General features: G+C 69.7%; 25 protein-coding genes and 1 pseudogene. 18 read left to right on the forward strand and 8 right to left on the reverse strand.

Annotation, left to right across the window (positions count from 1 at the left end; translation table 11 throughout):
- Window positions 1-1307, forward strand: a 1307-nt coding sequence (locus tag ASF18_RS24095; RefSeq protein ID WP_244472619.1) for an Ig-like domain-containing protein, incomplete at its 5' end; no start/stop codon positions are given.
- 58 nt (window positions 1308-1365) lie between these two features.
- Here the strand turns inward: ASF18_RS24095 and ASF18_RS07700 are convergent.
- The 3 genes from ASF18_RS07700 to ASF18_RS07710 form a co-directional block, all read right to left on the reverse strand.
- Window positions 1366-1581: a hypothetical protein gene (locus ASF18_RS07700; protein ID WP_056213480.1), complete on the reverse strand. Its 216-nt coding sequence runs from the start codon at window positions 1579-1581 to the stop codon at window positions 1366-1368.
- A gap of 376 nt (window positions 1582-1957) precedes the next feature.
- Entirely contained in the window at window positions 1958-2833 is an 876-nt protein-coding gene (locus tag ASF18_RS07705; RefSeq protein WP_056213482.1) for an SDR family oxidoreductase, read from the reverse strand.
- 84 nt (window positions 2834-2917) lie between these two features.
- On the reverse strand, window positions 2918-3526 hold the full coding sequence (locus ASF18_RS07710) for a phosphatase PAP2 family protein (protein ID WP_244472620.1): 609 nt from the start codon (window positions 3524-3526) through the stop codon (window positions 2918-2920).
- A gap of 353 nt (window positions 3527-3879) precedes the next feature.
- Here ASF18_RS07710 and ASF18_RS07715 point away from each other — a divergent pair, with 353 nt between their 5' ends.
- Window positions 3880-4542, forward strand: coding sequence for a DUF2147 domain-containing protein (locus tag ASF18_RS07715; protein ID WP_056350608.1), 663 nt, complete (start codon window positions 3880-3882; stop codon window positions 4540-4542).
- Window positions 4543-4621: 79 nt separating this feature from the next.
- Here the strand turns inward: ASF18_RS07715 and ASF18_RS07720 are convergent, their stop codons facing one another.
- Window positions 4622-5848, reverse strand: coding sequence for a serine hydrolase domain-containing protein (locus tag ASF18_RS07720; RefSeq protein ID WP_056350610.1), 1227 nt, complete (start codon window positions 5846-5848; stop codon window positions 4622-4624).
- A 271-nt stretch (window positions 5849-6119) separates the two neighbouring features.
- Between ASF18_RS07720 and ASF18_RS07725 the strand changes: the two genes are divergently transcribed.
- Window positions 6120-7238 carry a metallophosphoesterase gene (locus tag ASF18_RS07725; RefSeq protein WP_056350612.1) on the forward strand — a complete coding sequence of 373 codons (1119 nt, stop codon included), beginning with the start codon at window positions 6120-6122 and terminating at the stop codon, window positions 7236-7238.
- 81 nt (window positions 7239-7319) lie between these two features.
- On the opposite strand, the gene ASF18_RS07730 is transcribed toward ASF18_RS07725, so the two are convergent.
- Window positions 7320-7814 carry a DUF427 domain-containing protein gene (locus ASF18_RS07730; RefSeq protein ID WP_056350614.1) on the reverse strand — a complete coding sequence of 165 codons (495 nt, stop codon included), beginning with the start codon at window positions 7812-7814 and terminating at the stop codon, window positions 7320-7322.
- Between the two features lie 159 nt (window positions 7815-7973).
- On the opposite strand from ASF18_RS07730, the gene otsB reads away from it, so the two are divergent.
- The 10 genes from otsB (at window position 7974) to ASF18_RS07780 (ending at window position 18392) form a co-directional block, all read left to right on the forward strand.
- Window positions 7974-8729, forward strand: a complete 756-nt coding sequence (otsB, locus tag ASF18_RS07735; protein ID WP_056350615.1) for a trehalose-phosphatase — start codon at window positions 7974-7976, stop codon at window positions 8727-8729.
- Between the two features lie 61 nt (window positions 8730-8790).
- On the forward strand, window positions 8791-9801 hold the full coding sequence (locus tag ASF18_RS07740; protein ID WP_056213498.1) for a glucokinase: 1011 nt from the start codon (window positions 8791-8793) through the stop codon (window positions 9799-9801).
- 14 nt (window positions 9802-9815) lie between these two features.
- Window positions 9816-10568 carry a DUF2459 domain-containing protein gene (locus tag ASF18_RS07745; protein ID WP_056350617.1) on the forward strand — a complete coding sequence of 251 codons (753 nt, stop codon included), beginning with the start codon at window positions 9816-9818 and terminating at the stop codon, window positions 10566-10568.
- 86 nt (window positions 10569-10654) lie between these two features.
- Window positions 10655-12184: a Do family serine endopeptidase gene (locus ASF18_RS07750; protein ID WP_056350619.1), complete on the forward strand. Its 1530-nt coding sequence runs from the start codon at window positions 10655-10657 to the stop codon at window positions 12182-12184.
- A 267-nt stretch (window positions 12185-12451) separates the two neighbouring features.
- Window positions 12452-13747, forward strand: coding sequence for an aminotransferase (locus ASF18_RS07755; RefSeq protein ID WP_056350621.1), 1296 nt, complete (start codon window positions 12452-12454; stop codon window positions 13745-13747).
- 65 nt (window positions 13748-13812) lie between these two features.
- Window positions 13813-14301 (forward strand): hypothetical protein, encoded by a 489-nt coding sequence (locus ASF18_RS07760; protein WP_244472621.1) that lies wholly within the window; start codon window positions 13813-13815, stop codon window positions 14299-14301.
- 39 nt (window positions 14302-14340) lie between these two features.
- Window positions 14341-14850, forward strand: a complete 510-nt coding sequence (locus ASF18_RS07765) for a hypothetical protein (protein ID WP_244472622.1) — start codon at window positions 14341-14343, stop codon at window positions 14848-14850.
- Window positions 14851-14910: 60 nt separating this feature from the next.
- Entirely contained in the window at window positions 14911-15744 is an 834-nt protein-coding gene (gene kdsA / locus ASF18_RS07770; RefSeq protein ID WP_200917534.1) for a 3-deoxy-8-phosphooctulonate synthase, read from the forward strand.
- 188 nt (window positions 15745-15932) lie between these two features.
- Window positions 15933-16262, forward strand: coding sequence for a hypothetical protein (locus ASF18_RS07775; protein WP_082487217.1), 330 nt, complete (start codon window positions 15933-15935; stop codon window positions 16260-16262).
- Between the two features lie 210 nt (window positions 16263-16472).
- The gene (locus tag ASF18_RS07780; protein ID WP_244472623.1) at window positions 16473-18392 is read left to right on the forward strand and encodes a Hint domain-containing protein; all 1920 of its coding nucleotides are present in this window, start codon (window positions 16473-16475) and stop codon (window positions 18390-18392) included.
- Window positions 18393-18420: 28 nt separating this feature from the next.
- On the opposite strand, the gene queF is transcribed toward ASF18_RS07780, so the two are convergent.
- Entirely contained in the window at window positions 18421-18885 is a 465-nt protein-coding gene (queF, locus tag ASF18_RS07785) for a preQ(1) synthase (protein ID WP_056213513.1), read from the reverse strand.
- Between the two features lie 132 nt (window positions 18886-19017).
- Here queF and ASF18_RS07790 point away from each other — a divergent pair, with 132 nt between their 5' ends.
- The 4 genes from ASF18_RS07790 to ASF18_RS07805 all read left to right on the forward strand — a co-directional run bounded on the left by ASF18_RS07790 (window position 19018) and on the right by ASF18_RS07805 (window position 21936).
- Entirely contained in the window at window positions 19018-19221 is a 204-nt protein-coding gene (locus tag ASF18_RS07790; protein WP_056183260.1) for a hypothetical protein, read from the forward strand.
- 206 nt (window positions 19222-19427) lie between these two features.
- Window positions 19428-20717: a phosphopyruvate hydratase gene (eno, locus tag ASF18_RS07795; RefSeq protein ID WP_055951092.1), complete on the forward strand. Its 1290-nt coding sequence runs from the start codon at window positions 19428-19430 to the stop codon at window positions 20715-20717.
- Window positions 20718-20819: 102 nt separating this feature from the next.
- Complete coding sequence (locus tag ASF18_RS07800; RefSeq protein ID WP_056350677.1) at window positions 20820-21230, forward strand: DUF393 domain-containing protein; 411 nt, start codon at window positions 20820-20822, stop codon at window positions 21228-21230.
- Window positions 21231-21282: 52 nt separating this feature from the next.
- Window positions 21283-21936 (forward strand): DUF1345 domain-containing protein, encoded by a 654-nt coding sequence (locus tag ASF18_RS07805; protein WP_056350628.1) that lies wholly within the window; start codon window positions 21283-21285, stop codon window positions 21934-21936.
- A 21-nt stretch (window positions 21937-21957) separates the two neighbouring features.
- Here the strand turns inward: ASF18_RS07805 and ASF18_RS24595 are convergent.
- Window positions 21958-22330: endonuclease/exonuclease/phosphatase family protein (locus tag ASF18_RS24595; RefSeq protein WP_244472624.1), on the reverse strand; the 373-nt coding region annotated here is incomplete at its 5' end.
- Between the two features lie 3 nt (window positions 22331-22333).
- A pseudogene (locus ASF18_RS25160) lies at window positions 22334-22995 on the reverse strand (endonuclease/exonuclease/phosphatase family protein); the annotation flags it as partial.
- 113 nt (window positions 22996-23108) lie between these two features.
- Here ASF18_RS25160 and ASF18_RS07815 point away from each other — a divergent pair.
- Window positions 23109-24485 carry a pentapeptide repeat-containing protein gene (locus ASF18_RS07815; RefSeq protein WP_056350631.1) on the forward strand — a complete coding sequence of 459 codons (1377 nt, stop codon included), beginning with the start codon at window positions 23109-23111 and terminating at the stop codon, window positions 24483-24485.
- Window positions 24486-24497: the final 12 nt, after the last annotated feature.

The following is a 24497-nucleotide window of genomic DNA, read 5'->3' on the forward strand; positions in this document are numbered from 1 at the left end:
CCCTGACCGCCACGGCGACGGATGCGGCCGGCAATTCCGCCGATCCGGTCGGCTTCAGCTTCATGGTGGCTGGCACCCCGATCGCGGCGGCGGATACGGCCGCCCTCGACGCCCACACCTTCGCGACGGGGAACGTGCTCGCGAACGACGTCGATCTCGGCGGTGCGGCCCTGCACGTCACGACCATGCGCACGGAGGACGGCGCGACCACCGCCGTGCCGGCCGGCGGCACCGTCACCCTCGCGAGCCCCCACGGGGCCCTGACGATCGGCGCCGACGGGCGCTACGCGTATCTCGGGCGGAGCCCAGGGGCCGATTCCTTCGCCTACACCATCGCCGACAGCGACGGCGCCACCGCCTCGGCCACCCTCACCACCGCCGTCGCGGCGCACGGCCCCGCTGCGGAGGCGACCTTCGCCTTCGCCTTCACGCAGGCGACCCTGACCTATCAGAACGGGGCGGCGGTGCTGACGGGGCCGGATGGCACGGTCCAGGACGTGACCGGCATCGGCCGCCTTCACTTCACCGACGGCACGATCGACGAGGCCGACGGATCCCCCCTCGTGGACGATCTGTTCTACCTCGCCCAGAACCGCGATGTCTGGCAGGCGCGCGTCGATCCCGATCGGCACTATGCCGAATGGGGCTGGCGCGAAGGACGCGATCCCAACCCTCAGTTCTCGACATCGGGCTACCTGGCGGCCAATCCGGACGTGGCCGCGGCCGGTGTCGATCCGCTCACCCATTACGATCGGTTCGGCTGGCAGGAGGGACGCAATCCCTCGGCGGCGTTCGATACGGAGGCGTACCTGGCCGCCAACCCGGATGTCGCGGCGGCGGGGATCGACCCCCTCGCGCACTACCTGGAATACGGGCAAGTCGAGGGCCGCACGGCCCTGCCCGTCCCGCCCGCGGGGCCCGCCGCCCACCACCTCGATGGCGCGTTCGATGCCACCTACTATCTCGCGCAGTACCCGGACGTGGCCCGCGCGGCGGCGGCCGCCGGCGGTGATCCGGACAGCTTCGCCTTCGCGCATTACCTGCGGTACGGGGCCGTCGAAGGGCGCGACCCGGACGCCTACTTCTCGACGACGGGCTATCTGGTGGCCAATCCCGACGTGGCCGAGGCCGGGCTGAATCCGCTCCTCCATTACGAGGCCTACGGCTGGCGGGAGGGCCGCAACCCCTCCGCCCTGTTCGACACGAAGGCGTACCTCGCCGCCAACCCGGACGTGGCCGCCGCGGGGATCGACCCGCTCGCCCATTATCTCCAGTACGGCCTCGCCGAGCATCGGGACCTCGCCTGACGGGGCACACGGCGCCCGGGCACCCGACGCCCGGGGAACACGGCCTCGTCGAGCCGGATCAACCCGGTGCGCGCCCCCGCGTGTCGCGGCAGAGGGCAGCCGCCTCGGCCATGGCCTCGCGACCCTGGCGCAGGGCGGCCTCCGCGTCGGGCAGGGAATAAAGGGCGCTCCGCACCACCTGGTCCGCCTCCCGCACGGTCCAGCGGTACCGGGTGGCGTCCTCGGGGCAGCTCTCAACCTCCAGGGTGAGGGGACCCATCGCTTCGCGCGCCATCGTGACCTCCTGCGGTGCCGGGTTCGACGCCCGCGGCGGCGGGCGGACACTCGGGGAAGTCCATCCAGTCCGTGAAGGCCTCCGCCGGGTAGCTGTGCTGGCAGGAGGCGACGTGCCACGGCCGGGGATCGCCCAGGCCCGCCGGGTCCCAGCGGATCACCGCGCGCCGGTCCGGGTCGGACCGGTGGATCGCGATGATCCAGCGACCGTCATGCGGGGCCCGGTCCATCGCCCTCCAGGTGCGCATCCTGCTTCTCCCCCTCCGAGGCCACAGGAACGCGCGAACCGGCCGAACCGTTCGGCGAACCGTTGGGCGAACCCTTCGGCGAACACTTCGGAACGACCCCGGCGCCGAGGCCGGGGTCGGCAGGGTCCCTCAGAGGACCGGCATCGCCCCGGCGACAGTGACGAGGGCGCCGGAGGTGTAGCTGCTCTCGGCCGAGGCCAGCATCACGTAGGCGGAGGCGAGCTCCGCCGGCTGGCCCGGGCGCCCGAACGGGACCTGGCTGCCGAAGGACTTGACCGCGTCCTCGCTCATCCCCGCGGGGATGAACGGCGTCCAGATCGGCCCCGGCAGCACGCCGTTCACCCGGATGCCCTTCTCGGCCAGCAGCTGCGCCAGGCTCAGGACCATGTTGCTGAGCGCCCCCTTGGTGGCGCTGTAGGCCATCAGCGAGGGCATCGGGTGCTTCGAATTCACCGAGGAGGTGAAGATCACCGAGGCCCCGGGCTTGAGGTGGGGCAGGGCGGCCTTGGTCACGTAGAACGGCCCGAACACGTTGGTGCGGAAATGGTCCTCGAAGACCGCGTCCTCGATGGCGTCGAGCCCCTGGTTCGGCTGCTGGAAGGCGCCGTTGTTCACCAGCACGTCGAGGCGGCCGAAGGCGGCGACCGTGCGCGCCACGAGGTCGCGGCCATGGGCCGGGTCCTTGAGGTCGCCCGGCAGCAGCAGGGCGCGCCGGCCCGCCTTCTCGATCCAGCCGGCCACCGCCTCGGCATCCGCCTGCTCCTCCGGCAGGTAGGCGATCGCCACGTCGGCGCCCTCGCGGGCGAAGGCGATGGCCACCGCCCGGCCGATGCCGGAATCGCCGCCGGTGATCAGCGCCGCCTGGCCCGTCAGCTTGCCCGAGCCCCGGTAGCTCGCCTCGCCGTGATCCGGCTCGGGCACCATCCGGTCGGTCTTGCCGGGAAAGCTCTGCGGCTGGCCCGCGAAGGGCGGGCCGGGATAGGTCGTCAGGGGATTGTCGGTCACGCGGCATCTCCGATGGAATGCCGCGTCAACCGGAGGTCGCGTCGCGGCGTTCCCGGCACGCGATGCCGCGCGACCTCGCCGCGATCATCCGGGTATACCGCGCGCCGCCAGACCGGCGACGCCATCCCGCCCGAGGGCGATCCGGTGGTCCACCGCCTCGGCCGAAAGCCCGATCAGCGCCCCGGCGGCGACGTCCACCGGAAAGTGCGCGCCACGCAGGACCTGGACGACCACGACCCCGAGGGCCGCCGCCGTCGCGACGCCGCGGATCTCGGGATAGGCCCGGCCGGCCGCCGTCGCCACCGCGACGCTCAGGGCCGAGTGTCCCGACGGAAACGACTGCCACGGCCCGACATTCGGCCCGAACCAGCCCTTCTCGTAGAGGCCCTCATCCATCAGCACGTTGGGCCGGGTCCGGTGCACGACCCGCTTCACGGTGGTCTTGGTGGCCGCCGCCAGGATCCCGGCGAGGAGCATGTGCCGGCCGGCCTCGGCCAGACGCGGGTCCCGCCGCAGCACGCCGAGGGCGAGGGTTCCGCTGGAGAGCGCCAGCAGCCACTTCCAGCCGCCCGCCTCGCTGGCCGCCGCCAGGGCCCGCACCCGGCGGGTGTCCTTGGCACGCGCCAGAGAGACGCCGAGACGGATGTCCGCCGCTTCGAGGCGCCGACCCATCCCGACCGATCCATCCGCCATCACGTCGTCCGCCATCCCCGAGAAGCACGGCCGTAAACGCGGTCCCCGGCGGATCGTTCGCGGCACGGCCGGCGATCGCGGGCGCCGGCAGTCCGTCTCCGCGCCGGAGGCCGAAGGGCCGGTTCGCCGTGGCACCCCGGCACGATCCAGCGAACATCAAGACTTCGCCCTCGGCCGGGCTCGGCCACGAAGATAAGGCCACGTCGTCACGACGAATCTGCAGGATTCGGTGCATGCCGGCCATGATCCCGTCACCTTCACGTCGGATGGCGAGGCATCACGTGACAAGCGCTTGCCGTCCTGCGGACGAGGGCGGATCGCCACGGGGCGAGCGCATGAGGGTTGTTGGAAGCATGACGAATCGATCCACCATGGCGGGCGCCGCGCGCCGGCTGGCGCCCCTGGCCGGGCTCGTTGCCGCCGTTCTGCCGGGCCTCGCACTGGCTGCCGCCCCCAACGATGCCAGCGGCACCTGGCTCACCGAGGATGGGCGCGCCCGCATCCGCACCGAGAGGTGCGGCCCGCAGAACACCAACCTGTGCGGCTACGTCGTCTGGCTGAAGGTGCCCCTGAACGACCAGGGTCAGCCCCGCATCGACTTCAAGAATCCCGATCCGAAGAAGCAATCCCGTCCCTCCCTGGGCCTTCAGCTGATCATGGGCCTGAAGCCGCAGCCGGACGGCCATTACGGCGGCAAGATCTACAACGCCGACGAGGGCAAGTTCTACGACGTGACGATGTGGTCGGACCAGCCGACGGAGCTGTCGGTGCGCGGCTGCCTCCTCGGCTTCCTCTGCGGCTCGCAGACCTGGAACCGGGTCAACGACGTGGTGCCGGGCCAGCTCACCGGCCCGACCAACGGCCCGGGCGGCCCGCGCGCCGATGCGGAATGGGCCCCCAAGGCGGCGCCGAGCGCCGGAGCGGGTGCGCCCGCCGCGACCGGCACGGCCAAGGCGCCTGCGCCCAAGCCGGCGGCCAAGCCGAGTGCCGCTCCGGCGGCGGCACCGACCGAGTAGTCCCGCGCCGCACGCGCGAGGGGTCGTGAAACGCCGCCGTCCCGCCAAGGGCCGGCGGCGTTTCGCGTTTCCGGGGCCTTCAATCCACCAGGGCCGCGTAGGTCAGCACGCGCAGCTCGCGTCGCAGCGGCAAGGCCGAGGAGGGGATGAGCTGCGTGAGCAGCACCACGGCGAGATCCTCGGCCGGGTCGACCCAGAAAGCGGTGCTGGCAAGTCCGCCCCAGGCCACCTCGCCCGGCGTGCCGACGATCTGGGCGCGGGCCGGATCGAGCATCACCGAGAAGCCGAGGCCGAAGCCGATCCCCGTATAGGCGGTCTCGGAGAAGCGCGGCTGGCCCATCGCCGCCAAGTCCCCGTCGAGGTGATTCATCAGCATGAGGTCGACGGTCTTGCGCCCGAGGAGCCGGGTGCCCTCGAGTTCGCCGCGCCCGAGGAGGAAGCGGCAGAAGCGCATGTAGTCGGACGCGGTCGAGACGAGGCCGCCGCCGCCCGAGGCCACCGCCGGCGGGCGGGCGAAGCGACTGCCGACCGCATCGTCGTAGAGCTTCAGCGTCCGGTCCCGGAACAGGCTGTAATTGGCGGCCAGACGCGGCAGCTTCTCGGCGGGCACGAAGAAGTCCGTATCGACCATGCCGAGGGGACCGATCACGCGTCGGCGCAGGACGTCGGCGAAATCCTCGCCGGAGACGACGGCCACGAGGTGTCCGAGGACGTCGGTGGCCACCGAATAGTTCCACTCGGCGCCGGGCTGGGCGAGGAGGGGCTGCCGGGCGAGCCGGGCCACCACCTCGGCGAGGCTCGCCTCCTGGGCCTCGCCGAAATCGACGCCGTTCTGGCGATAGAGCGCATCGACGAGGGTCGCCTCCATGAAACCGTAGGTCAGGCCGGAGGTATGGGTGAGAAGGTCGCGGATCGTGATCGGGCGCCGGGCCGGCTCACTGTCGAACTTTGCCCGGTTGCCGCCGGTGAGAACTCGCAGATCCGAAAATTCCGGCAGGAAGCGGGTGATCGGGTCGTCGAGTTGGAAGCGGCCCTCCTCATAAAGCATCATCACCGCCACCGAGGTCAGCGGTTTCGTCATCGAGTAGATGCGCGCGATGGTGTCGGGGGCGAAGGGCGCGTCGCGCGCGATGTCGGCCCGGCCATGGGCGCGGAAGAAGGCCGTCCGGTCACCGCGGGCCAGCATCACCGACAGGCCCGCGACCTTGCCGTCGTCGACGAGGCGCCGCATCCAGCCGTCGATCCGCTCCAGGCGGTCCGGGCAGAGCCCGAGGGCCCGCGGCTCGCTTGCGATCTCACCGTGCATCACACCTGCTCCGTCCCTGGCCACCAGCCCTGCCGACCGGCCCTGGCATAGCGGCGCGGCCGGACGGCGCAAACCCTGGCCTGCGCCGGAACGCCGACGCGATCACCCGACGCTCAGTCCCGCCTCGAAGGCCGCCCGGCGCTCCCCTCCCAACGCTTCCCTCCCAACGCTTCCCTTGCGGGTCGGTGGCGACCCCGAAGCGTCCCTCGGGCTCCGCAACGCCGAGCAGAAAACTTTGCGCTGGGCCCCTGCCGCGGTCCATGGAGCAGCCATGATCCACCTGATCTTCAGCCTGCCCTGCCTGTACGTCGTCACCCGGGGCGTCTGGCCGCTGCCCTGGCCGCTTCCGCTCAAGCTCGGTCTCGCCGCCCTCCTGCTGGTCGCCTCGCAGTACCACCTGTGGAGCCGCCTCTCCTCCGGGTCCGTCTTCTCGCCCGAGTTTCCGCGGCCCATCGTTATGCTGTTCAGCGGGGCGTTCGGTGCGATCATCCTGCTGGCGGTGCTGCTCTTCGCGCTCGACGCCGTCGCCCTGGCATCCCTGGCCCTGCCCGGCGGCGGTTGGGCGGTTTCCAGCGCCTGGCGCATCGGGGCGGCCCTGGCGGTCGCGGTCCTGGCGGCGGTCGCGGTGCAGCAGGCCGTGCGCGTGCCGCCCCTGAAGGATGTCACGGTCGCGGTCAGGGACCTGCCGCCGGGCTTCGAGGGATACACCATCCTCCATCTCACCGACCTGCACATCAGCCGCCTGTTCCCCGCGACCTGGGCACAGGCGGTCGTCTCGCGCGCCAACGGGCTCGGCACGGACGTGATCCTCGTCACGGGGGATTTCATCGACGGTTCGTTCGCGGCCCGGCAGGCCGACGTGGAGCCGCTGCGCGACCTGACGGCGCGGGACGGCGTCTGGGCCATCCCCGGCAACCACGAATACTTTTTCGACGTCGAGACCTGGATGCGCCACTTCGCCGGCATGGGGATGCACATCCTCGCCAACGCCCATGCGGTCGTGACCCGCGGCGGCGACGCGCTGGTGCTGGCGGGAGTCACCGATCGCTCGGCGCCCGCCATCGGCCATCCGGGGCCCGACCTCGACGGTGCCCTGGCGGGTGCGCCCACGGATGCGCCGATCGTGCTCCTCGATCACCAGCCGGCAAATGCCCCTCGGGCAGCCGCGCGCGGGGTGGCGCTGCAACTGTCCGGCCATACACACGGCGGCATGATCATCGGACTGGACCGGCTCGTGGCGCGCGGCAACAACGGGTTCGTCTCCGGCGCCTACCAGGTCGGCGGCATGACCCTCTACGTCAGCAACGGGACGGGCCTGTGGGCCGGCTTCGCACTGCGCCTCGGCCGCCCGTCCGAGCTGACCCGCATCACCCTGCGCCGCACGTCTTGAGGGGGCACGGATACCGGGCGTCGCGCAGGCAGTCCGACGGGGCCTGGATCGGCGGCGATGCCTTTCGGCCCAGCCCGCGCTTCACCACCCCATGGTGCCGGGGCCGCCCTTGAACGGGCCGACGATGGCGGGCGTGATCCAGCCGCCGTAGAAGCCGCCGGGCTGCGGCGTCACACGCGCGTCGCCGACGAAGCAGGCCTCCATCGGACCGGCATAGAAGGCGATGTAGCCCGCGATCGCGGTGAAGTCCGGCGTGGGGGCGGGGTAGGCCCAGGCCGCGCCCTCGACGCGAAAGCCGCCCGCCGCGACGTCGTACAGGACGGCGCGCCCCTTCCACTCGCAGATGCCGGCCCGGCGAGCGGGCCCGAGCACGCCGGCCACCACATCGCAGGGCGGAAAGTAGTAGGTCGGCGGATGGCTGGTCTCCAGCACCCGGTATCCGGCACCGGTCTCGGCGATGGTCCGGCCGTCGAGCACGACCCGCAGCCGCTCCGGAACCCTCTCGAGGCGGGGCGGGCGCGGGTAGTCCCAGACGCTCTCCTCGTTCGGGCCGGGCGGGATCGGGGTGGGCCACATGCGATCGGGACCTTGCCTCACAGGGATCGGAAGGTCGGACAGATAGGGCAGGGTGTTGCGCCCGCCCTGTTTTCCGGCCTCCCGATTTCCCCATCCCGCGTTTTCCCCCGGCGCAGGGCATGCTAGCGCAGGCCCGGATCAGACGAAGGGACAACCTGCGTGACCGACCCGACCGCCTTCGCCCTCTATCTCGACTTCGACGGCACCCTGGTGGAGATCGCGCCCAAGCCCGACCAGGTCCGGGTCGATCCCGCCCTCGCTCCGGCCCTGGAGCGTCTGCGCGCCCGGCTCGGGGGCGCCCTCGCCATCGTCACGGGCCGGCCCATCGGGGTGATCGACGATTTCCTGGTCCCCGCCCGCTTCGATGTCGCCGGCCTTCACGGCGTCGAACGGCGGGTCGACGGCATCGTCTCGGGCGGCTCCGCCGAGGATCACCCTGACCTGCGGGCCCAGGTGCCGGCCCTGCATGCGGCGGTCACCGCCCTCGATCACGTCCTGATCGAAGACAAGGGCGCCTCCGTGGCGGTGCATTGGCGCCTCGCCACCCCGAGCGATGCCGCCGCGGCCGAGGAGGCCGTGAAGGCCGCCGCCACCGCCCTCGGATCCGCCTATCGGCTCCAGCTCGGCAAGGCGGTAGGCGAGATCGTGCCCGCCTCCGCCACCAAGGGCCATGCCATCCGGGCGCTCGCCGAGAACCCGCCCTATGCCGGCCGCCGGGCGATCTTTCTCGGAGACGACCTCACCGACGAGAAGGCCTTCGCCGTGATCAACGAGACCGGTGGCGTCAGCGTCCGTATCGGCGGGGCCGAGACGATCGCGTCTCGCCGCCTCATCGATCCGGAGGATGTGCGCCGTCTGCTCTACGCCTGGGCCGATGGAGCACAGATCGACCCAGACGCCCTGCCGGCCGCCTGAGCGGCGTCCCACGACCGATCCCTAATCCCCGTTCCCCGGGGCCCAGACGGAAGCGACGCGCATGTTCGAATTTCCCGTCCTCGTCGGCGATATCGGCGGCACCAACGCCCGCTTTGCCCTGGTCCCCGAAGCGGGGGCGAAGCCGGTCCTCCTCTCCCACGAGGAGACGGCCGGCCACCCCGATCCCAGTGCCGCCATCCGCGCCTCCCTGGCCAAGGGGAACGGCACCGCCCCACGCTCCGCCATCCTGGCGGTGGCGGCCCGGGTCGACGGGCCGGCGGTGCAACTCACCAATGCCCATTGGGTGATCGAGGGCGCGCGAATCGGGCAGGATTTCGGCCTGTCGCGCTCGGTGGTGGTCAACGACTACGTACCCGTGGCGGCAGGTGCTGCCGGGATCAGCCCCTCCGAGCTGACGCCCATCGGTCCGAACCGGGAGGAGGGCCGGGCCGGCGACCAGGGGGCGCGCCTCGTCCTCGGGCCCGGCACCGGGTTCGGTGCAGCGGCCCTGTTGCCGGTGGGCGGGCGCCTCGTCATCGTCTCGACCGAGAGCGGCCACGTGGATTTCGGGCCGAGCTCGCCGGCCGAGCTCGCCCTGTGGCCGCATCTGGAGCGGGTCGAGGGCCGCATCACCGTCGAAACTCTCCTTTCCGGCCCCGGCCTGACCCGGCTCCATGCAGGCCTGCACCGGCTGCGCACCGGCGCCGACGGCCCGCGCCTCGACCCGGCCGCGGTCACGGAGGCGGGGCTCACCGGCGCCGACCCGGACGCGGCGGCCGCCCTCAACCTGTTCGCCAAACTCCTGGGCCGCGTCTGCGGCGACCTCGCGCTCACGTTCCTGGCCACCGGGGGCGTCTATATCGGCGGCGGGATCGCGCCCCGCATCATCGACGTGCTCCGGCGCGGCGCCTTCCGCGCGGCCTTCGAGTACAAGCCCCCCTTCGTGGCGCAGATGGAGGCGATCCCCACGAGCGTCATCGCCGTGCACGATCCCGCGCTGACGGGCCTCGCCGCCCTCGCAAGCCAGCCTGACCGGTTCGACTATCACGGCCAGGTCTGGCAGGCGCCCTGACCGATCGCGCAGCCATGCGCACGGGTCGATGGGGACTCGCTCGAATTGTCGCGGGCCTCGCCGCCCTGATCGTCACCCTGGTCGGACTCGTCGTCCTCGCAGCGCTGCTGACGGCGCAGCGGGGCGACCCGGACCTTTATCCGCCGGCGGACGCGGACAGTATCGGCATCGCGCTGGTGTCGCACGGCTGGCATTCCGGCCTCGTGCTGCCGCGGGCCGCTCTGACGGGAGCGGGGAGCGGGCCGGCCCTCGCCAGCATCGCAACGCGGTTCCGCGCCTATCCGCAGATCGAGTTCGGTTGGGGCGAGGCCCGCTTCTACCGGACGACGCCGACCCTGGCCCAGTTCGATCTCGGCCTCGCGCTCGCAGCCCTGTTCACGCCGGGCGGACGGGCCGGGGTGGTCCAGGTGGTCGGCCTCGAGCGGCCGGTGCGTGATAGCTTTCCCTATTCGGACCTCGTGCCGCTGCGGGTTTCGAAGCCCGGCCTCGCGCGCCTTCTCGCTCGCCTGGAAGGAAGCTTCCGCCTCGTCGACGGACAGCCGGCCGCGGGCGGTCCGGGCCTCTACGGGCCGAGCCTGTTCTACGATGGGGCAGGGCGCTTCTCCTACGCGAACGTCTGCAACCACTGGGCGGCACGCCTGTTGCACGCCGCAGGCCTACCCATCACTCCCGTCCTCGATACCCACCCGGCGGGCCTCCTCCTCGACCTGCACTGGCGGTCCGGACTTGCCCCTCAGCCGCCGTCCGCGAACCTGTCCAAACCGTAATCTTCACGCCACGCCCGGGTCAGGCGGCGCCCTCTACAAACCGGATCACGGCCTGCCGATGGCGGCCCCCCGATCCGGAGACCCCTATGACCGCTCAGCCCAACCGTCTGCGCCGCAACGCCCTCGCCTCCGTCGCCGTGGCCGCCCTCGTGGCGACCGGCGCGGCCGGTGTCGGCCTGACCCAGCCGGCCGCGCCGGCCTACGCCCAATCCCTTTCCAAGAACCCGATCGAGACCCCCGATCATCCGCCGGGCTCCTTCGCCAGCGTCGTCGACAAGGTGAAACCGGGCGTCGTCGCCGTGAAGGTGAAGCTCGACGACAGTGCCGATTCCGACGACGAGGACGGCCCCGGCCAGGGACAGCAGGTCCCGCCGCAGCTGCGCGAATTCTTCAAGCGCTTCGGCCAGGGCGGACCGGGTCAGGGTGGTCAGGGCCAGGGCTTCGGCATGCCCAAGCGCCAGGGTCAACGCGGCGCCATGGGCTCGGGCTTCATCATCTCGGCGGACGGCTACGTCGTCACCAACAACCACGTGGTCGACAAGGCCAAGTTGGTGCAGGTGACCCTGGACGACAACCGCACCCTCGATGCGAAGGTGATCGGCAAGGATCCCAAGACCGACCTCGCCCTCCTCAAGATCACCGAGGGCGGCACCTTCCCTTACGTCTCCCTCAGCAAGTCGGCGCCCCGCGTGGGCGACTGGGTGGTGGCGATTGGCAACCCGTTCGGCCTCGGCGGCACGGTGACGGCGGGCATCGTCTCGGCCCGCGGCCGTGACATCGGCGCCGGCCCCTACGACGACTTCCTGCAGATCGACGCGCCGATCAACAAGGGTAATTCCGGCGGCCCGACCTTCAACGTCGGCGGTGAGGTGGTGGGCGTGAACACCGCCATCGCGTCGCCCTCCGGCGGCAGCGTTGGCCTGGCCTTCGCCATCCCGGCCGAGACCGTGCAGGCGGTGGTCGACCAGCTCCGGGCCGACGGCAAGGTGGCCCGCGGCTACCTCGGCGTACAGGTCCAGCCGGTGACGAAGGACATCGCCGACGGCCTCGGTCTCGACAAGGCCAAGGGCGCCCTCGTGGATCATGCCGAGGCGGGGACTCCGGCGGCGAAGGCGGGCCTGAAGTCCGGCGACGTGATCGAATCGGTCAACGGTGCCCCGATCAACGACGCCAAGGAGTTGTCCCGCAAGATCGCCGGCATCAAGCCGGGGGCCAAGGTCGAGCTGACCTACCTGCGCGGTGGCAAGACCGACACCGCAACGGTGGAACTCGGCGTGCTGCCCAACGACACCAAGGTGGCGAGCACCGACCGCGGCTCCTCGGCGAACGGACAGCCGCGGCTGGGCCTCAGCCTCGCCCCGGCCTCCGAGGTCGGTGCCGGCTCCGAAGGCGTGGCGGTGATGGAGGTCGATCCCGACGGTCCGGCTGCGGCCAAGGGCATCGAGCAGGGTGACATCATCCTGGATGTCGCGGGCTCCAGCGTCTCGCAGCCCTCGGAGGTGGCCGAGCGCGTCCGCTCCGCCGAGTCGAGCGGCCGCAAGGCGGTACTGATGCGGGTCAAGAGCGCCAAGGGCGTCACCCGCTTCGTCGCGGTGGCCCTGAGCAAGGCGGGCTGATCCGGAGTCTCCTCCGAGGGGGATCGAACGAGACCGAACGGCGGCCCACCCTGCGGGCCGCCGTTCGCCATGGTTCTTCCAGGCGCACGGACTGGACGCGCCGAGCCGACATCGGAGGCATGGACTCGGATCAGAGCCACCTGGCATGCCACGCAACCCTGAGACCGGGAGCCCCGCGCCCGTGCGGGGTGACGCGGGCGACGCGAGACGTCATGGTGCGCGCGCTTTTTGAACGCCCGCGCGGCCCCACCCGGACCTGAGCCAACCATGACGACGATCGCCGACCGCAGCACGGCCGACCTCGCGGACCTGCACGCGCAGGCTCGCAACGCCTACGACGCCTTCAAGGCCCGGGGCCTCAAGCTCGATATGACGCGCGGCAAGCCGGCGCCCGAGCAGCTCGACCTCTCCAACGGCATGCTCGCGCTGCCGGGCAACGGCGACTACACCACCGCGACGAAAGAGGATGCGCGCAATTACGGCGGTCAGCAGGGCCTGCCCGAGCTGCGGGCCCTGTTCTCACACCTCATCGATGCGCCGGCCGATCAGATCGTGGTCGGCGGCAATTCCAGCCTGGCCCTGATGCACGACACCATCGTGTGGGCGCTCCTGAAGGGCGTGCCCGGCTCCGAGCGGCCGTGGTCGCAGGGCGAGACGCCGGTCTTCCTCTGCCCGGTGCCGGGCTATGACCGCCACTTCGCCCTCTGCGAGGAGTTTGGAATCCGCATGATCCCCGTGCCGATGACGGGGCAGGGGCCCGACATGGACGTGGTCGAGAAGCTGGTCGCTGACCCCGCCGTGAAGGGCATGTGGTGCGTGCCGAAATACGCGAACCCGTCGGGCGAGATCTTCTCCGACGAGACCGTCCGGCGCCTCGCCACGATGACGACCGGCGCTCCCGATTTCCGCCTGTTCTGGGACAACGCCTACGCGGTGCACCACCTCACCACCGATCGCCACCCGGTACGCGATATTCTCACCGCCTGCGCCGAGGCCGGCCATCCGGACCGGCCCTTTCTCTACGCTTCGACCTCGAAGATCACCCTGGCGGGCGCCGGTCTCGCGGTCTTTGCCGGCTCGCCCGAGAACACGCGCTGGTTCCTCGCCCGTGCCGCCAAGCAGACCATCGGCCCCGACAAGCTGAACCAGCTCCGCCACGTGCGCTTCCTGCGCGACGCCGCCGGACTCCAGGCCCACATGGACGCCCACCGGGCCCTCATCGCGCCGAAGTTCGCGGCCGTACAGGAGGCCCTGGAGCGGCACCTGGCCGGAACCGGAGCCGCGCGCTGGACCCGGCCCGAGGGCGGCTACTTCATCACCGTCGAAGCCCGTGAAGGCACCGCCACCGAGGTGGTTCGGCTCGCCAAGGAAGCGGGCATCGCCCTGACACCGGCCGGAGCGACCTCGCCCTATGGCCGCGACCCGCAGGACAGCGTCCTGCGTCTTGCGCCGACCTTTCCCAGCCTCGGCGACGTGACGAAGGCAGCCGAGGGCATCGCCATCTGCATCCTTCTTGCATCCCTGGAGGCCGAGCACCGGGCCCGCGCGCGCTCGGCGGCCTGACCCCTCTGACGCAATCCGGAAACGTCGGCGCCGGATGATGCGGCGCCTATCCGGGAGGCAACGCGATGGTGACCCTGAGGACGGTGACCCCGAGAACGCTGCAACGCGCCGGCGCTCATGTTTTGCCCGGCCTGGCTTTCTGCATCCTCATGGCCGAGGCGGCCCCGGCCCAGGCGCGCACCGCCTGGGCGTCCGGCACCTTCGTCTATGCCGACCTTTGTACCCTGCCGCAGACCGGCACGCGCAGCGGCCAGCGCATCACCCTGCGACGCTCACCGAACGGGAACGGGCTGACCTACGAGAGGGCCGAGCAGCGTGGCCCCCGCGCTGCCGCCGACGTCACCCTCGACGACGCCACCAAGGCGATCCGCTTCGCGGTTGAGACGGAGGTCGGGCCGCTCCACTTCCAGGGCGTCGCCGGCGCAGATGCTCTCACCGGCACCTTCGAGGACGAGGCGGGCGCACATGCGGTGTCCCTGCCGCGGGTCCTGCGCTCCCATGCTCACGAGGCCTGCCACGGCGACACCACGGGTTCGATCACCTCGCGGCGGTAAGTGGTGGGCGCGGTCCGTCTCCTGCGCTAGATCGGACCGATGATGCTTTCCTTCCGGCTCGCCGCGATCCTGCTTTCCCCGATGCTGTACGCTGCGGCTCCGGCGGCGGCGGATGGCTGCGATGCCCTCGCCGCACGGATGATCCGCGCCACCGGGGCTTCCCTGGCCGGTCGCGAGGGGACACGCGCCGTATTCCGCGCAGCCGATGCCGAGCGGATGAGCCTCGATTGCCGGGCGCACCGGATGGTCTTCTCCGCCCTGGAACGGGAGCCGGCTCGCCGCTACTACGCGCTGATCGGCCTCGCCGCCGGGGCGCTCACCGGCGCGAAACCCGAGGCTGTCGAGACCCTCGCCCTCAGCCTGCATCAGAGCGCCCTGGTCACGGGACGCCCCCAGGAGGGCGTTGTAGGGCGCGCTGCGCTCCGCTGCGAGACGGCGCCCGATACCGACCCGTTCGTGTCGCCGCGGACCCTCTGCGTGCTGATCCCCAGCACCCGGGGCGTGCTTCGCCGCCATGCCGGCCTTCCCGTGGCAGCGCAGGCGGGCTAGACCGGCGCCATGCCTCAGATCGCTTCATCCGAGACCGCGTCTTCCACCGCTCCCATCGTGATGGCCGGTTCGGTCGCGTTCGCGAACCACCTACCCTTCGCGCTGATCGCCGGCCCGTGCCAGCTCGAGAGTCGCGATCACGCGGTCGAGATCGCCGATGCCCTGAAGGCGATGACCGACCGCCTCGGGATCGGCCTCGTGTTCAAGGCCTCGTTCGACAAGGCCAACCGGACCTCCGGCACCACCGCGCGCGGCCTCGGCCTCGCCGGGGCCCTGCCGATCTTCTCGGAGATCAAGGAGCGCTTCGGCCTGCCCGTCCTGACCGACGTGCACGAGGCAGCGCAATGCGCGGCTGCGGCCGAGGTGATCGACGTGCTCCAGATCCCGGCCTTCCTCTGCCGGCAGACCGACCTCCTTCTCGCGGCCGCCGCCACCGGCCGAGTGGTGAATGTGAAGAAAGGTCAGTTCCTCGCACCCTGGGACATGGCCCACGTGGCCGCGAAGGTGACCAGGGCAGGCAATCCCAACGTGCTGGTGACCGAGCGCGGCGCCTCGTTCGGCTACAACACCCTCGTCTCCGACATGCGCAGCCTGCCGATCATGGCGCAGGTGACCCACGGCGCCCCAGTGGTGTTCGACGCCACCCACTCGGTGCAGCAGCCGGGTGGTCAGGGCGCGACATCGGGCGGTCAGCGGGAGTTCGTCGCCGTGCTCGCTCGCGCGGCCGTAGCGGTGGGCGTCGCCGGCCTGTTCATCGAGACGCATCCCGATCCGGACCAGGCCCCCTCGGATGGACCGAACATGGTGCCCCTGACGGCGATGCCGGCGCTGCTCGCCGAGTTGCAGGCCTTCGATCGCCTCGCCAAGGCGCGGAGCGTCGGCCAGGCCCCCTGAGATCGAGGAAAACCGTCAATCTAGATCCGGCAAGTCCAGGCACGGGCTCGACAACTCCGGACGGCTGAAGCGATTCACCAAGGGCGATGAACCACGTTGCGCTTTGTTCATCTGGGAAAGCGGACGGGAACGATCGGGACATCCTGACGTTGGAATGTCCAATTCGTTCTCGAATGCTGTAGGATACCATGCGCAAGCTCGCTCTGATTTCTGCCCTTACCCTTTCGCTCGGCGGTCTCGCCGCTGCCACCTCCGCCGAGGCCGGGCCGCGTGGCCATGGTTACGGTCATGGGGGCTACGGTCATGGCCATGCCTACGGCCATCGTGGCTATGGTCGCGGCTACGCGTATGGCGGTCGTCGTCGTGGGATCGGAACCGGCGCGGCCGTCGGTCTCGGCATTGCCGGTCTCGCGGCGGGCGCAATCGCTGCGGGCGCTGCGCGGGATTCCTATTATCGCGACGGTTATGCGCGTCCTGCCTATGGCTACGGCGCTCCCGCTTACGGTTATGGCTACTAAGCTCTTCATCGTCTGACACCGAGGACCGATACGCAAACGCAAGCAGGGGCGGCCAACGAAAGTTGGCCGCCCCTGCTTGCGTTTGGACCCCGCCTGGAACTGCGAACCGCTCCGCTTCGCGCGCTCGCGGCCATATCAATTTTTGCGCCTCGTCCCACAAGCTTCGCACAGGGGTTCGCGTCCGATCCCCACGGTTGCGAGGAATGTGGAATGGCCATCTTGACGGACCTGAATGCAGGACAGCGCGACGAGTTCACTTTCCTGTCGGGCCTCGACGAGGATGGACGGATCGGAAACGATACCTATTACACATGGAACTACAAGGACTTCAGCACAACCGATGTCTGGATGAACAAGTGGTACAACGACAGTAAAGGCGCTCCTCTCGCCACCACGAGCCAAGCCGGGACACCGGGCGGAACGGTTACCTATTCCTTCAGCGCCGGTCTACCGGTCGCTGCGCAGCCTGCCTATACGGCCGCCCTGTCGCTCTGGTCGGACATTGCGGACATCAAGTTCGAATATGTACCTGATGCCAAGGCCGCAAATCTCCTGTTTACGACATTCGGAGAGGGCGGCGCTGCTACTTTCATTCCAAACAACGGTAAGAAGCCGATCGGCAGTGAGGATATCCCTGCACAGACGTCACCCCTTGCTCAGGGCGGTCAGGCGAGCATCGCCCTCGAGGCGCCGGACAACATATGGGGCAGCTTTGAACTCGGTCGCTCCAAGTTCATGAGCGATACCGCCCACGAGATTGGTCACGTCCTCGGTTTGGGCCACGGAGGATACTACAACGGCGGCACCTTCGAAGGGCAGCGGGGACCATACGACCAGAATCTCTGGACTTTGATGTCCTACGTCGGAACCGGCGATCCAAACGCACCTTTCGCATCACAGGCTCCCGTCAACGCAGACTGGCAGGGCGGATGGGCCCAGACGCCGATGTCGATCGATGTTCTGGCCAGTCAGCGTTATTATGGCGAATCGAAGACAAGCACCTTCGCCGGCGGACAAACCTACGGTTTCAACACAAACATTAAGGGCGCGTCTCGAGATTACTTCGATTTTACCAAGAATAGCACGCCGTTCGTCAACTTGTACAATCGCGGCACCAATAACACCCTCGACGTCTCCGGCTTCAGCACGAACGCTCGGATCAACCTCAATCCCGGCACCTTCAGCACCGCCAGTGCCAACAGTGCCGTCACCAAAAACATCAGCATCTCCTTCGGCACACGGATCGATACGGCCATCACCGGTGCCGGCAACGACATCATCGTCGGCAACGAAAACAGCAACGTGATCGACGGCGGCGGCGGCACGGACACCTTCGTGGTCACGGGTTCGAGCGCGAACTTCCGGATCGACAGGACGAGCGAAACGAGCGCCACCGTCACCGACAAGACCACCGGCGCCGTCGATACCCTGACGAACATCGAAAGGATCAGGTTCGCCGATCCCGTCTGCTTCACCACCGGAACGCGCCTCGCGGTCGTCCGGGACGGCGTCGCCGGCCAGGTCTTTATCCAAGATCTACGCGTGGGCGATATGGCGGTGACCGCGACGGGCGGATCCCGCCCAATCCGCTGGATCGGTCGGCGGGAGGTCCGGCCCGGTGCCTATCCCGTGCCTGCGACGCAATGGCCCGTACGCATCCTGGCCGGAGCGTTCGGCACGGATGCCTGCGGTCAGGTCGTCCCGGCCCGAGACCTGCGCCTGTCGCCGGGACACCCGGTGCTGATCGGCGCCGATGCGGCGAACGCGGGCGGCGTGCTGGTGCCGATCATGAACCTCATCGATGGCATCGCGATCTGCCGAGAGGCTGTGGACCGGGTGACCTACTGGCATGTGGAGTTCGACCGGCACGACATCCTGCTGGCGGAAGGCCTGCCGGCCGAATCGTACTTCGAGAGCGGCGCGCGCGCCTGGTTCGGCAGCGACACCAGGCAGGGCTGCTGGAGGGACGTCGACGGGACCGGCAGTCCGCTGTCCGGTCGCTGCCGTCCGGTGGCGTTCGACGGTCCGATCGTCGAGGCTGCGCGCTGCCGGATCGGCAGCGCCTTGCGCCTGCGTCTGGCCGCACAGGCAGCCTGGCCTTGCATCGAGACGCGGACGATGGCGGCCTGAGCCGAGGCCGCTCTCAAGGGAACGGCTCTCAGCGGGCCCGGTAGGGTGGCACGCCGGGATCCGGAAGCCAGACGGACTTCGGCGGCTCGCCCGTCTGCCAGAACACGTCGATGGGAATACCGCCGCGTGGGTACCAGAAGCCGCCGATGCGCAGGTAGCGGGGCGCCAGCAACTCGGTGAGGCGCAGGCCGATACCCACCGTGCAATCCTCGTGGAAGGCTCCGTGATTGCGGAAGGCCGTCAGATAGAGCTTCAGCGACTTCGATTCGACCAGCCACTGATCCGGTACGTAGTCGATCACCAGGATGGCGAAATCCGGCTGGCCGGTGACCGGGCACAGGGAGGTGAATTCCGGCACGGTGAAGCGGGCCAGATAGTCGGTGGTCGGATGTGGGTTCGGCACCCGGTCGAGTCGAGCCTCGTCCGGGCTGCCCGGCGGGGGCGTCATCTGTCCAAGTTGCAGGCTCTCGGCGCCTGAAGGCGGTGGCGTCATGGGCAAAATCTTCCGAAGGCGAGGAGCGGACCACGTCGCAGGCGTCAGGCCTTATGACGAAATCCAATCATTTCGCCAGTCATGTGTCACCGACGAGTGGCAGGCGCGGGGTCCGCGTGCCATATGGAACGTATGAGCGACGAAAACACGGCTACCTACCCCTACACCCTGGAGATCCAGCCGCCCAAGGCGCCGGGCAGTCCATACCAGTGGGCGATTCGCCGGAAGGGGAAGCTGATCCAGCGATCCGACCGCAATCATCCCACCGAAGCCAAGGCGCGCGAGAACGGGATGGCCCAGATCGAGTTGCTTCTATCGGGCGCCGGAGACCGCTGACGCGATCCGGTCCAGACGGGACGCGGCAGATTCTGTCGGCCCGAAGGCAGCGGGTTACCGAGGGCGCTTGCCGGACGCGAAGCGTTGGCGGATAAGCCTCGGCGGGATCACCCCATCCCCGATGCGGCCAAATGGCGGCGTCCGGGAGGGGCCCGGCCTCACGCGATTGAGGCCTCGACAAGCCGAAACGTCCGGAAGGCGCCTGCATGACCGCGATCACCAACATCGCCGCCCGTGAAATCCTCGACAGCCGAGGCAACCCGACCATCGAGGTCGACGTGCTGCTCGAGGACGGCTCCTTCGGCCGCGCAGCCGTGCCGTCAGGCGCCTCCACCGGCGCGCACGAGGCGATGGAGCTGCGCGACGGCGACAAGGGCCGCTACGGCGGCAAGGGCGTGCGCAAGGCGGTCAACGCCGTGCAGTCCGACATCCTCGACGCCATCGGCGGCATGGATGCCGAGGACCAGATCGCCATCGACGAGGCGATGATCGAGCTCGACGGCACCCCGAACAAGAGCCGCCTCGGCGCCAACGCGATCCTCGGCGTCTCGCTGGCCGTCGCCAAGGCTGCTGCCGAGACGGCCGGACTGCCGCTTTATCGCTACATCGGCGGAACGCAGGGTCGGGTGCTGCCCGTACCGATGATGAACATCATCAACGGTGGCGCGCATGCCGACAATCCGATCGACTTCCAGGAATTCATGATCATGCCGGTGGGCGCATCGTCGCTCGCCGAGGCCGTTCGCATGGGCGCCGAGGTGTTCCACACTCTGAAGGGCGCCCTGAAGAAGGCCGGCCACAACACCAACGTGGGCGACGAGGGCGGCTTTGCCCCGAACCTGCCTTCGGCCGAGGCCGCCCTCGACTTCGTGATGCAGTCGATCCAGGCCGCCGGCTTCAAGCCCGGTACCGACATGGTCCTGGCCCTGGACTGCGCCGCGACGGAATTCTTCAAGGACGGTGCCTACCACTATGAGGGCGAGGGGCAGACCCGCGATATCGAAGCACAGGTCGCCTACCTCGCCGGCCTCGTGGATGCCTATCCGATCCTGTCGATCGAGGACGGCATGTCCGAGGACGACTGGGAGGGCTGGAAGCTGCTCACCGACCGGGTCGGCGACCGTTGCCAGCTCGTGGGCGACGACCTGTTCGTGACCAACGTCACCCGCCTCTCGCGGGGCATCGCCGAGCAGACCGGCAACTCGATCCTGGTGAAGGTCAACCAGATCGGGTCGCTCACCGAGACGCTGGCGGCCGTCGACATGGCCCAGCGCGCCGGCTACACCGCCGTGATGTCCCACCGCTCCGGCGAGACCGAGGACTCGACCATTGCCGACCTCGCGGTCGCGACGAATTGCGGACAGATCAAGACCGGCTCGCTCGCCCGCTCGGATCGGTTGGCCAAGTACAACCAGCTGATCCGCATCGAGGAGGGCCTCGGCTCGCAGGCGCTCTATGCTGGCCGCAACGCCCTGAAGGCGCTCGCACGCCGCTGAGGCCACGCAAGCGCGCCTGCAAAGGTGCCTGAGTGAATCCGACACGGCCGCGAAGTCCTTCGCGGCCGTGTTTCGTTGCAGGCCGTGCCCTATGTCTCGTCCATGTCCACCTCCCAGACCGCGCGCCCCGCGCTGACCGTCTATTACGACGGCGCCTGTCCTCTCTGTGCCGCGGAAATCCGGCTGTACCGGCGCTCCGAGGGGGCCGAGCGCATCGCCTGGGTCGATGTCGGGGCCGAAGGCCCTGCGGAACTCGGGCCCGGCCTCACGCGGGGTGCGGCCCAGGCGCGCTTCCACGTTCGGCGCCCCGATGGTGCCCTGGTCTCGGGGGCCGCCGGATTCGTCGCACTCTGGGCCGTGCTGCCGCGCTGGCGCTTCCTCGCGTGGCTCGCCCGCCTACCGGGCGTGCTCGGTCTGGGCGAGTTCGCCTACCGCCTCTTTCTGCCGTTGCGGCCCTGGATCGCCCGGCGCGTTCGGGGCGGTGGACCACGCTGCGACAAGGCTTGCGGATAGGGCGCGCGTGGGCGCAGGAGCAGGGACGGAGCTCACTCCTGCGAGGCGGCGCATGCTCAATCCCATCCAGGCCTTCTGGCTCCGGCCGCGCCTCCTCGTCAGCGTCGGGCTCACCCTGGTGCTCGCCCTGATCCTGCCCTTCGCCGACCTGTCTGTCCGGCTTCTGATCGGTTGGTGTCTCGGCGTTCTCGTCTATTGCGGGCTCATCGTCGGCAAGGCTGCACGCCAGTCACGGGATTCCCTGCGGGCCGAGGCCTCGCGCCTTGATGACAGCGCCTTCACGGTCACGCTCTTCGCGATCCTGGCGGCGGCGGCGAGCTTCGGCGCCGTGGCCATGCTGGTTCTCGGAGGAAACGGCAGCGAAGCCTATCGCCTGACTCACCTGGCCCTCGCGGCCGCCACGATGATCTGTGCCTGGCTCTTCGTGCAGGTCGTGTTCACGGTGCACTACGCGCACCTCTACTACGGCGCCGATGCCGACACGTCCCGCGGCGGCCTCGACTTCAACGGCGACGAGAACCCAGACTTCTGGGACTTCTTCTACTTTTCCGCGACGATCGGGGCGACGTCCCAAACCTCGGACACCGACATCACCAGCAAGGCGATGCGCCGGGTCGCCACGGTGCAGACGATCTATGCCTATGTCTTCAACACAAGCGTCCTGGCGCTGGCGATCAACATGGCGGCGGGTGTCGCCCAGCATTGAGCCTACAGGCGGCGCCGAACATCAGGGCGCGGCCTCCAGGGCTTCTCGAGCGTCCGCGTGATCGTCCACCGTAGCCTCCGGTGCCTCCTGCAGGTCCGGAGCTCGATCGCTGCGGCACAGGCTGATGAGGATCGGGAAATGGTCGGACTGGATATGGGGCAGGCGCTCGATCCGGCCAAGCAGGAAGTCGGCGCTGAAGAAGATATGATCGAGGGGCCAGCGCAGCAGCGGCCACTTCGCGTTGAAGGTCGGATAGAGACCGCGCCCGATGCGCGGATCGAGGAGCCCGCTGATCCGCTGGAAGAGGTCGTTGGTCTTGGACCAGGCGACGTCGTTGAGATCCCCCGCCACAACGGCGGGACGCCCCTCCGCCTTCACCTCGCGGGCCACCAGGNNNGCGTCGCGTGCGGCGCTGCTCTGGCCCGGGTGGGGCGGGCGCGGATGCACGCCGAAGAACGTGAAGGTCTCGCCGGAACGCAGGGTCACGCCGGCGCGGACGGAGGGGACGTCGTCCTCCAGGAGGAAGCGCACCTGCGGGTCGGTGAGGGGGAGCTTCGAATAGAACATCAGCCCGTAGGTGTTGCCCTGCGGCTGGGCCAGCACGTGGGGATACCGGGCCCGCAGGGGTTCGAGCGCCTGCGCCCAGGCTGCGTCGGTCTCGACCAGCAGCAGCAGGTCGGGGTCCTGGGCGGCGATGAGATCGAGGATCGGTGCGTAGGCGCGGTTGGACTCGAGCACGTTGGCGATCATGATCGACACGCCGGCCTCGGAGCGGCAGGCGCCGGCCTCCGCGGCCATGGCCTGCGGCGAGGACAGACGCGTGAACGGGTAGATGCAAGCCACTTGGTAGGCTAGGGCTGCGACGAGGCCCACGGCGAGCATCAGCCCCGGGGCATCGCGGGCGACGAGAAGCAGGCCCAGGATCACCGGCACGATCAGGGCCGCAATCTGCAGTCGCGGAAAATCGAAGGTGCGGATGAAGCCGGAATTGCTCGGAACGAACGGCAGCAGCGTCGCTGCCACGAGGAGCACGCCGAAGGCCTTCAGGCCCAGTGCCATCCATGTCACCGCCACACTTCACCTCCCGTGCCGTCGCCGGCACGCCGTGGCCGAGCGTTGCGAAACGTCCCAGGGCCGGAATGGTGCCCGCATGGCCCACCGGGAGGTCGGTCATGGAGCCTGACGGCGAGGAGACTGCCGCAGCGCGCGCACGGGTCGACGCGCTCCTCGCCCGCCTCGAATCCGCAGCCTTCATGGGCTTTTCCGGTGGCGAAGCCCGCGACCTCGGCGGCCTGCCCCTGGGGCGGGAAGCCCTGGCGGCCCGGCTCGGCGACACCCCGCAATCACCCGCCTGGTGGGACCCGAAGCAGGCCGGCTTCGCCCTCGCCGGTGCCGATCTCAGCGACGCGCACCTTGAGGACACGGATCTCACCGGCGCCAACCTCGCGGGGGCCAATCTCGCCGGGGCCCTCGGACGCTCCGCGGGCTTCGCCGGCGCCACGGTGGAGGAGGCGAATTTCGCCGGTGCCGATCTCAGCGGCGCCCGCTTCACCGGCATTGCCGGCGGCGAAGCCAATTTCGACGACGCCATGCTGGAGGATGCGCATTTCGGGGGCGCTGCGATGCGCTTCGCCAAGCTCCGCCGGGCGCTCCTCGACGGCGCCAATTTCGACGGCGCAGACCTCTGGGGGGCCGACTTCACCGGTGCAGATGCCGACTACACGCATTTCCGCGGTGCACGCCTGGACGAGGTCAAGCTCGTGGGCGTCAACCTGACCTACGCGGATTTCGAGGGCGCCAGCTTGAAGAAGACCCAGCTCAGCGGGTCACGCCTGCGAGGGGCCAACCTCACCGGGGTGAAGCTCGACGGGGCCGACCTGTCCGGGGCCGACCTGTCCGAGACCAGCCTGGTGCGGCTCAATCTTTCCACCTGCGACCTGCGCCATGCGCGCTTCGCCGGGGCCTGGCTCAACGGCACCCGGATGCGGGTGGACCAGCTCGGCGGCGCGGTGGGCGAGGAGATCGCCCGGGACTACGTCGCCGCGCAGGCGAGCTACCTCGCCCTGGAACAGAACTTCAAGAGCATCGGCAGCCAGGATGCGGCGAGCTGGGCCTACAAGCGGGGCCGCCGGATGGGCCGGTTCCACGCGGGCGCCCAGGCACGGGCGGCCTGGGAGAAGCGCGTGGGCCCGGACCTCGCCCGCCACGGCTATCAATGGGTTGCCGACCGCTTCGTGGAGTGGCTCTGCGACTACGGCGAGAGCCTGTCGCGCATCGCCCGCGCCTTCGTCATCCTGATCTTCGTCTTCGCGGTTCTCTACGGCTTGACCGGTGGCCTGATCCCGGAGGGGGGCGACGGGGGGGCGACCTACAATCCCCTGGATCTCGTGAGCTACAGCGCCCTGAACATGATGACCGCCAATCCCCCCGAGATCGGCGTGAAGCCGGTCGGCCGCGTCACCAACCTGCTTGTGGGCATCGAGGGCGCGGCCGGCATCATCCTGATGGGCCTGTTCGGCTTCGTTCTCGGCAATCGGCTGCGGCGCTGATCGACCAACCCC

This window comes from Methylobacterium sp. Leaf89 (genome assembly GCF_001422215.1).
Taxonomy (GTDB): domain Bacteria; phylum Pseudomonadota; class Alphaproteobacteria; order Rhizobiales; family Beijerinckiaceae; genus Methylobacterium.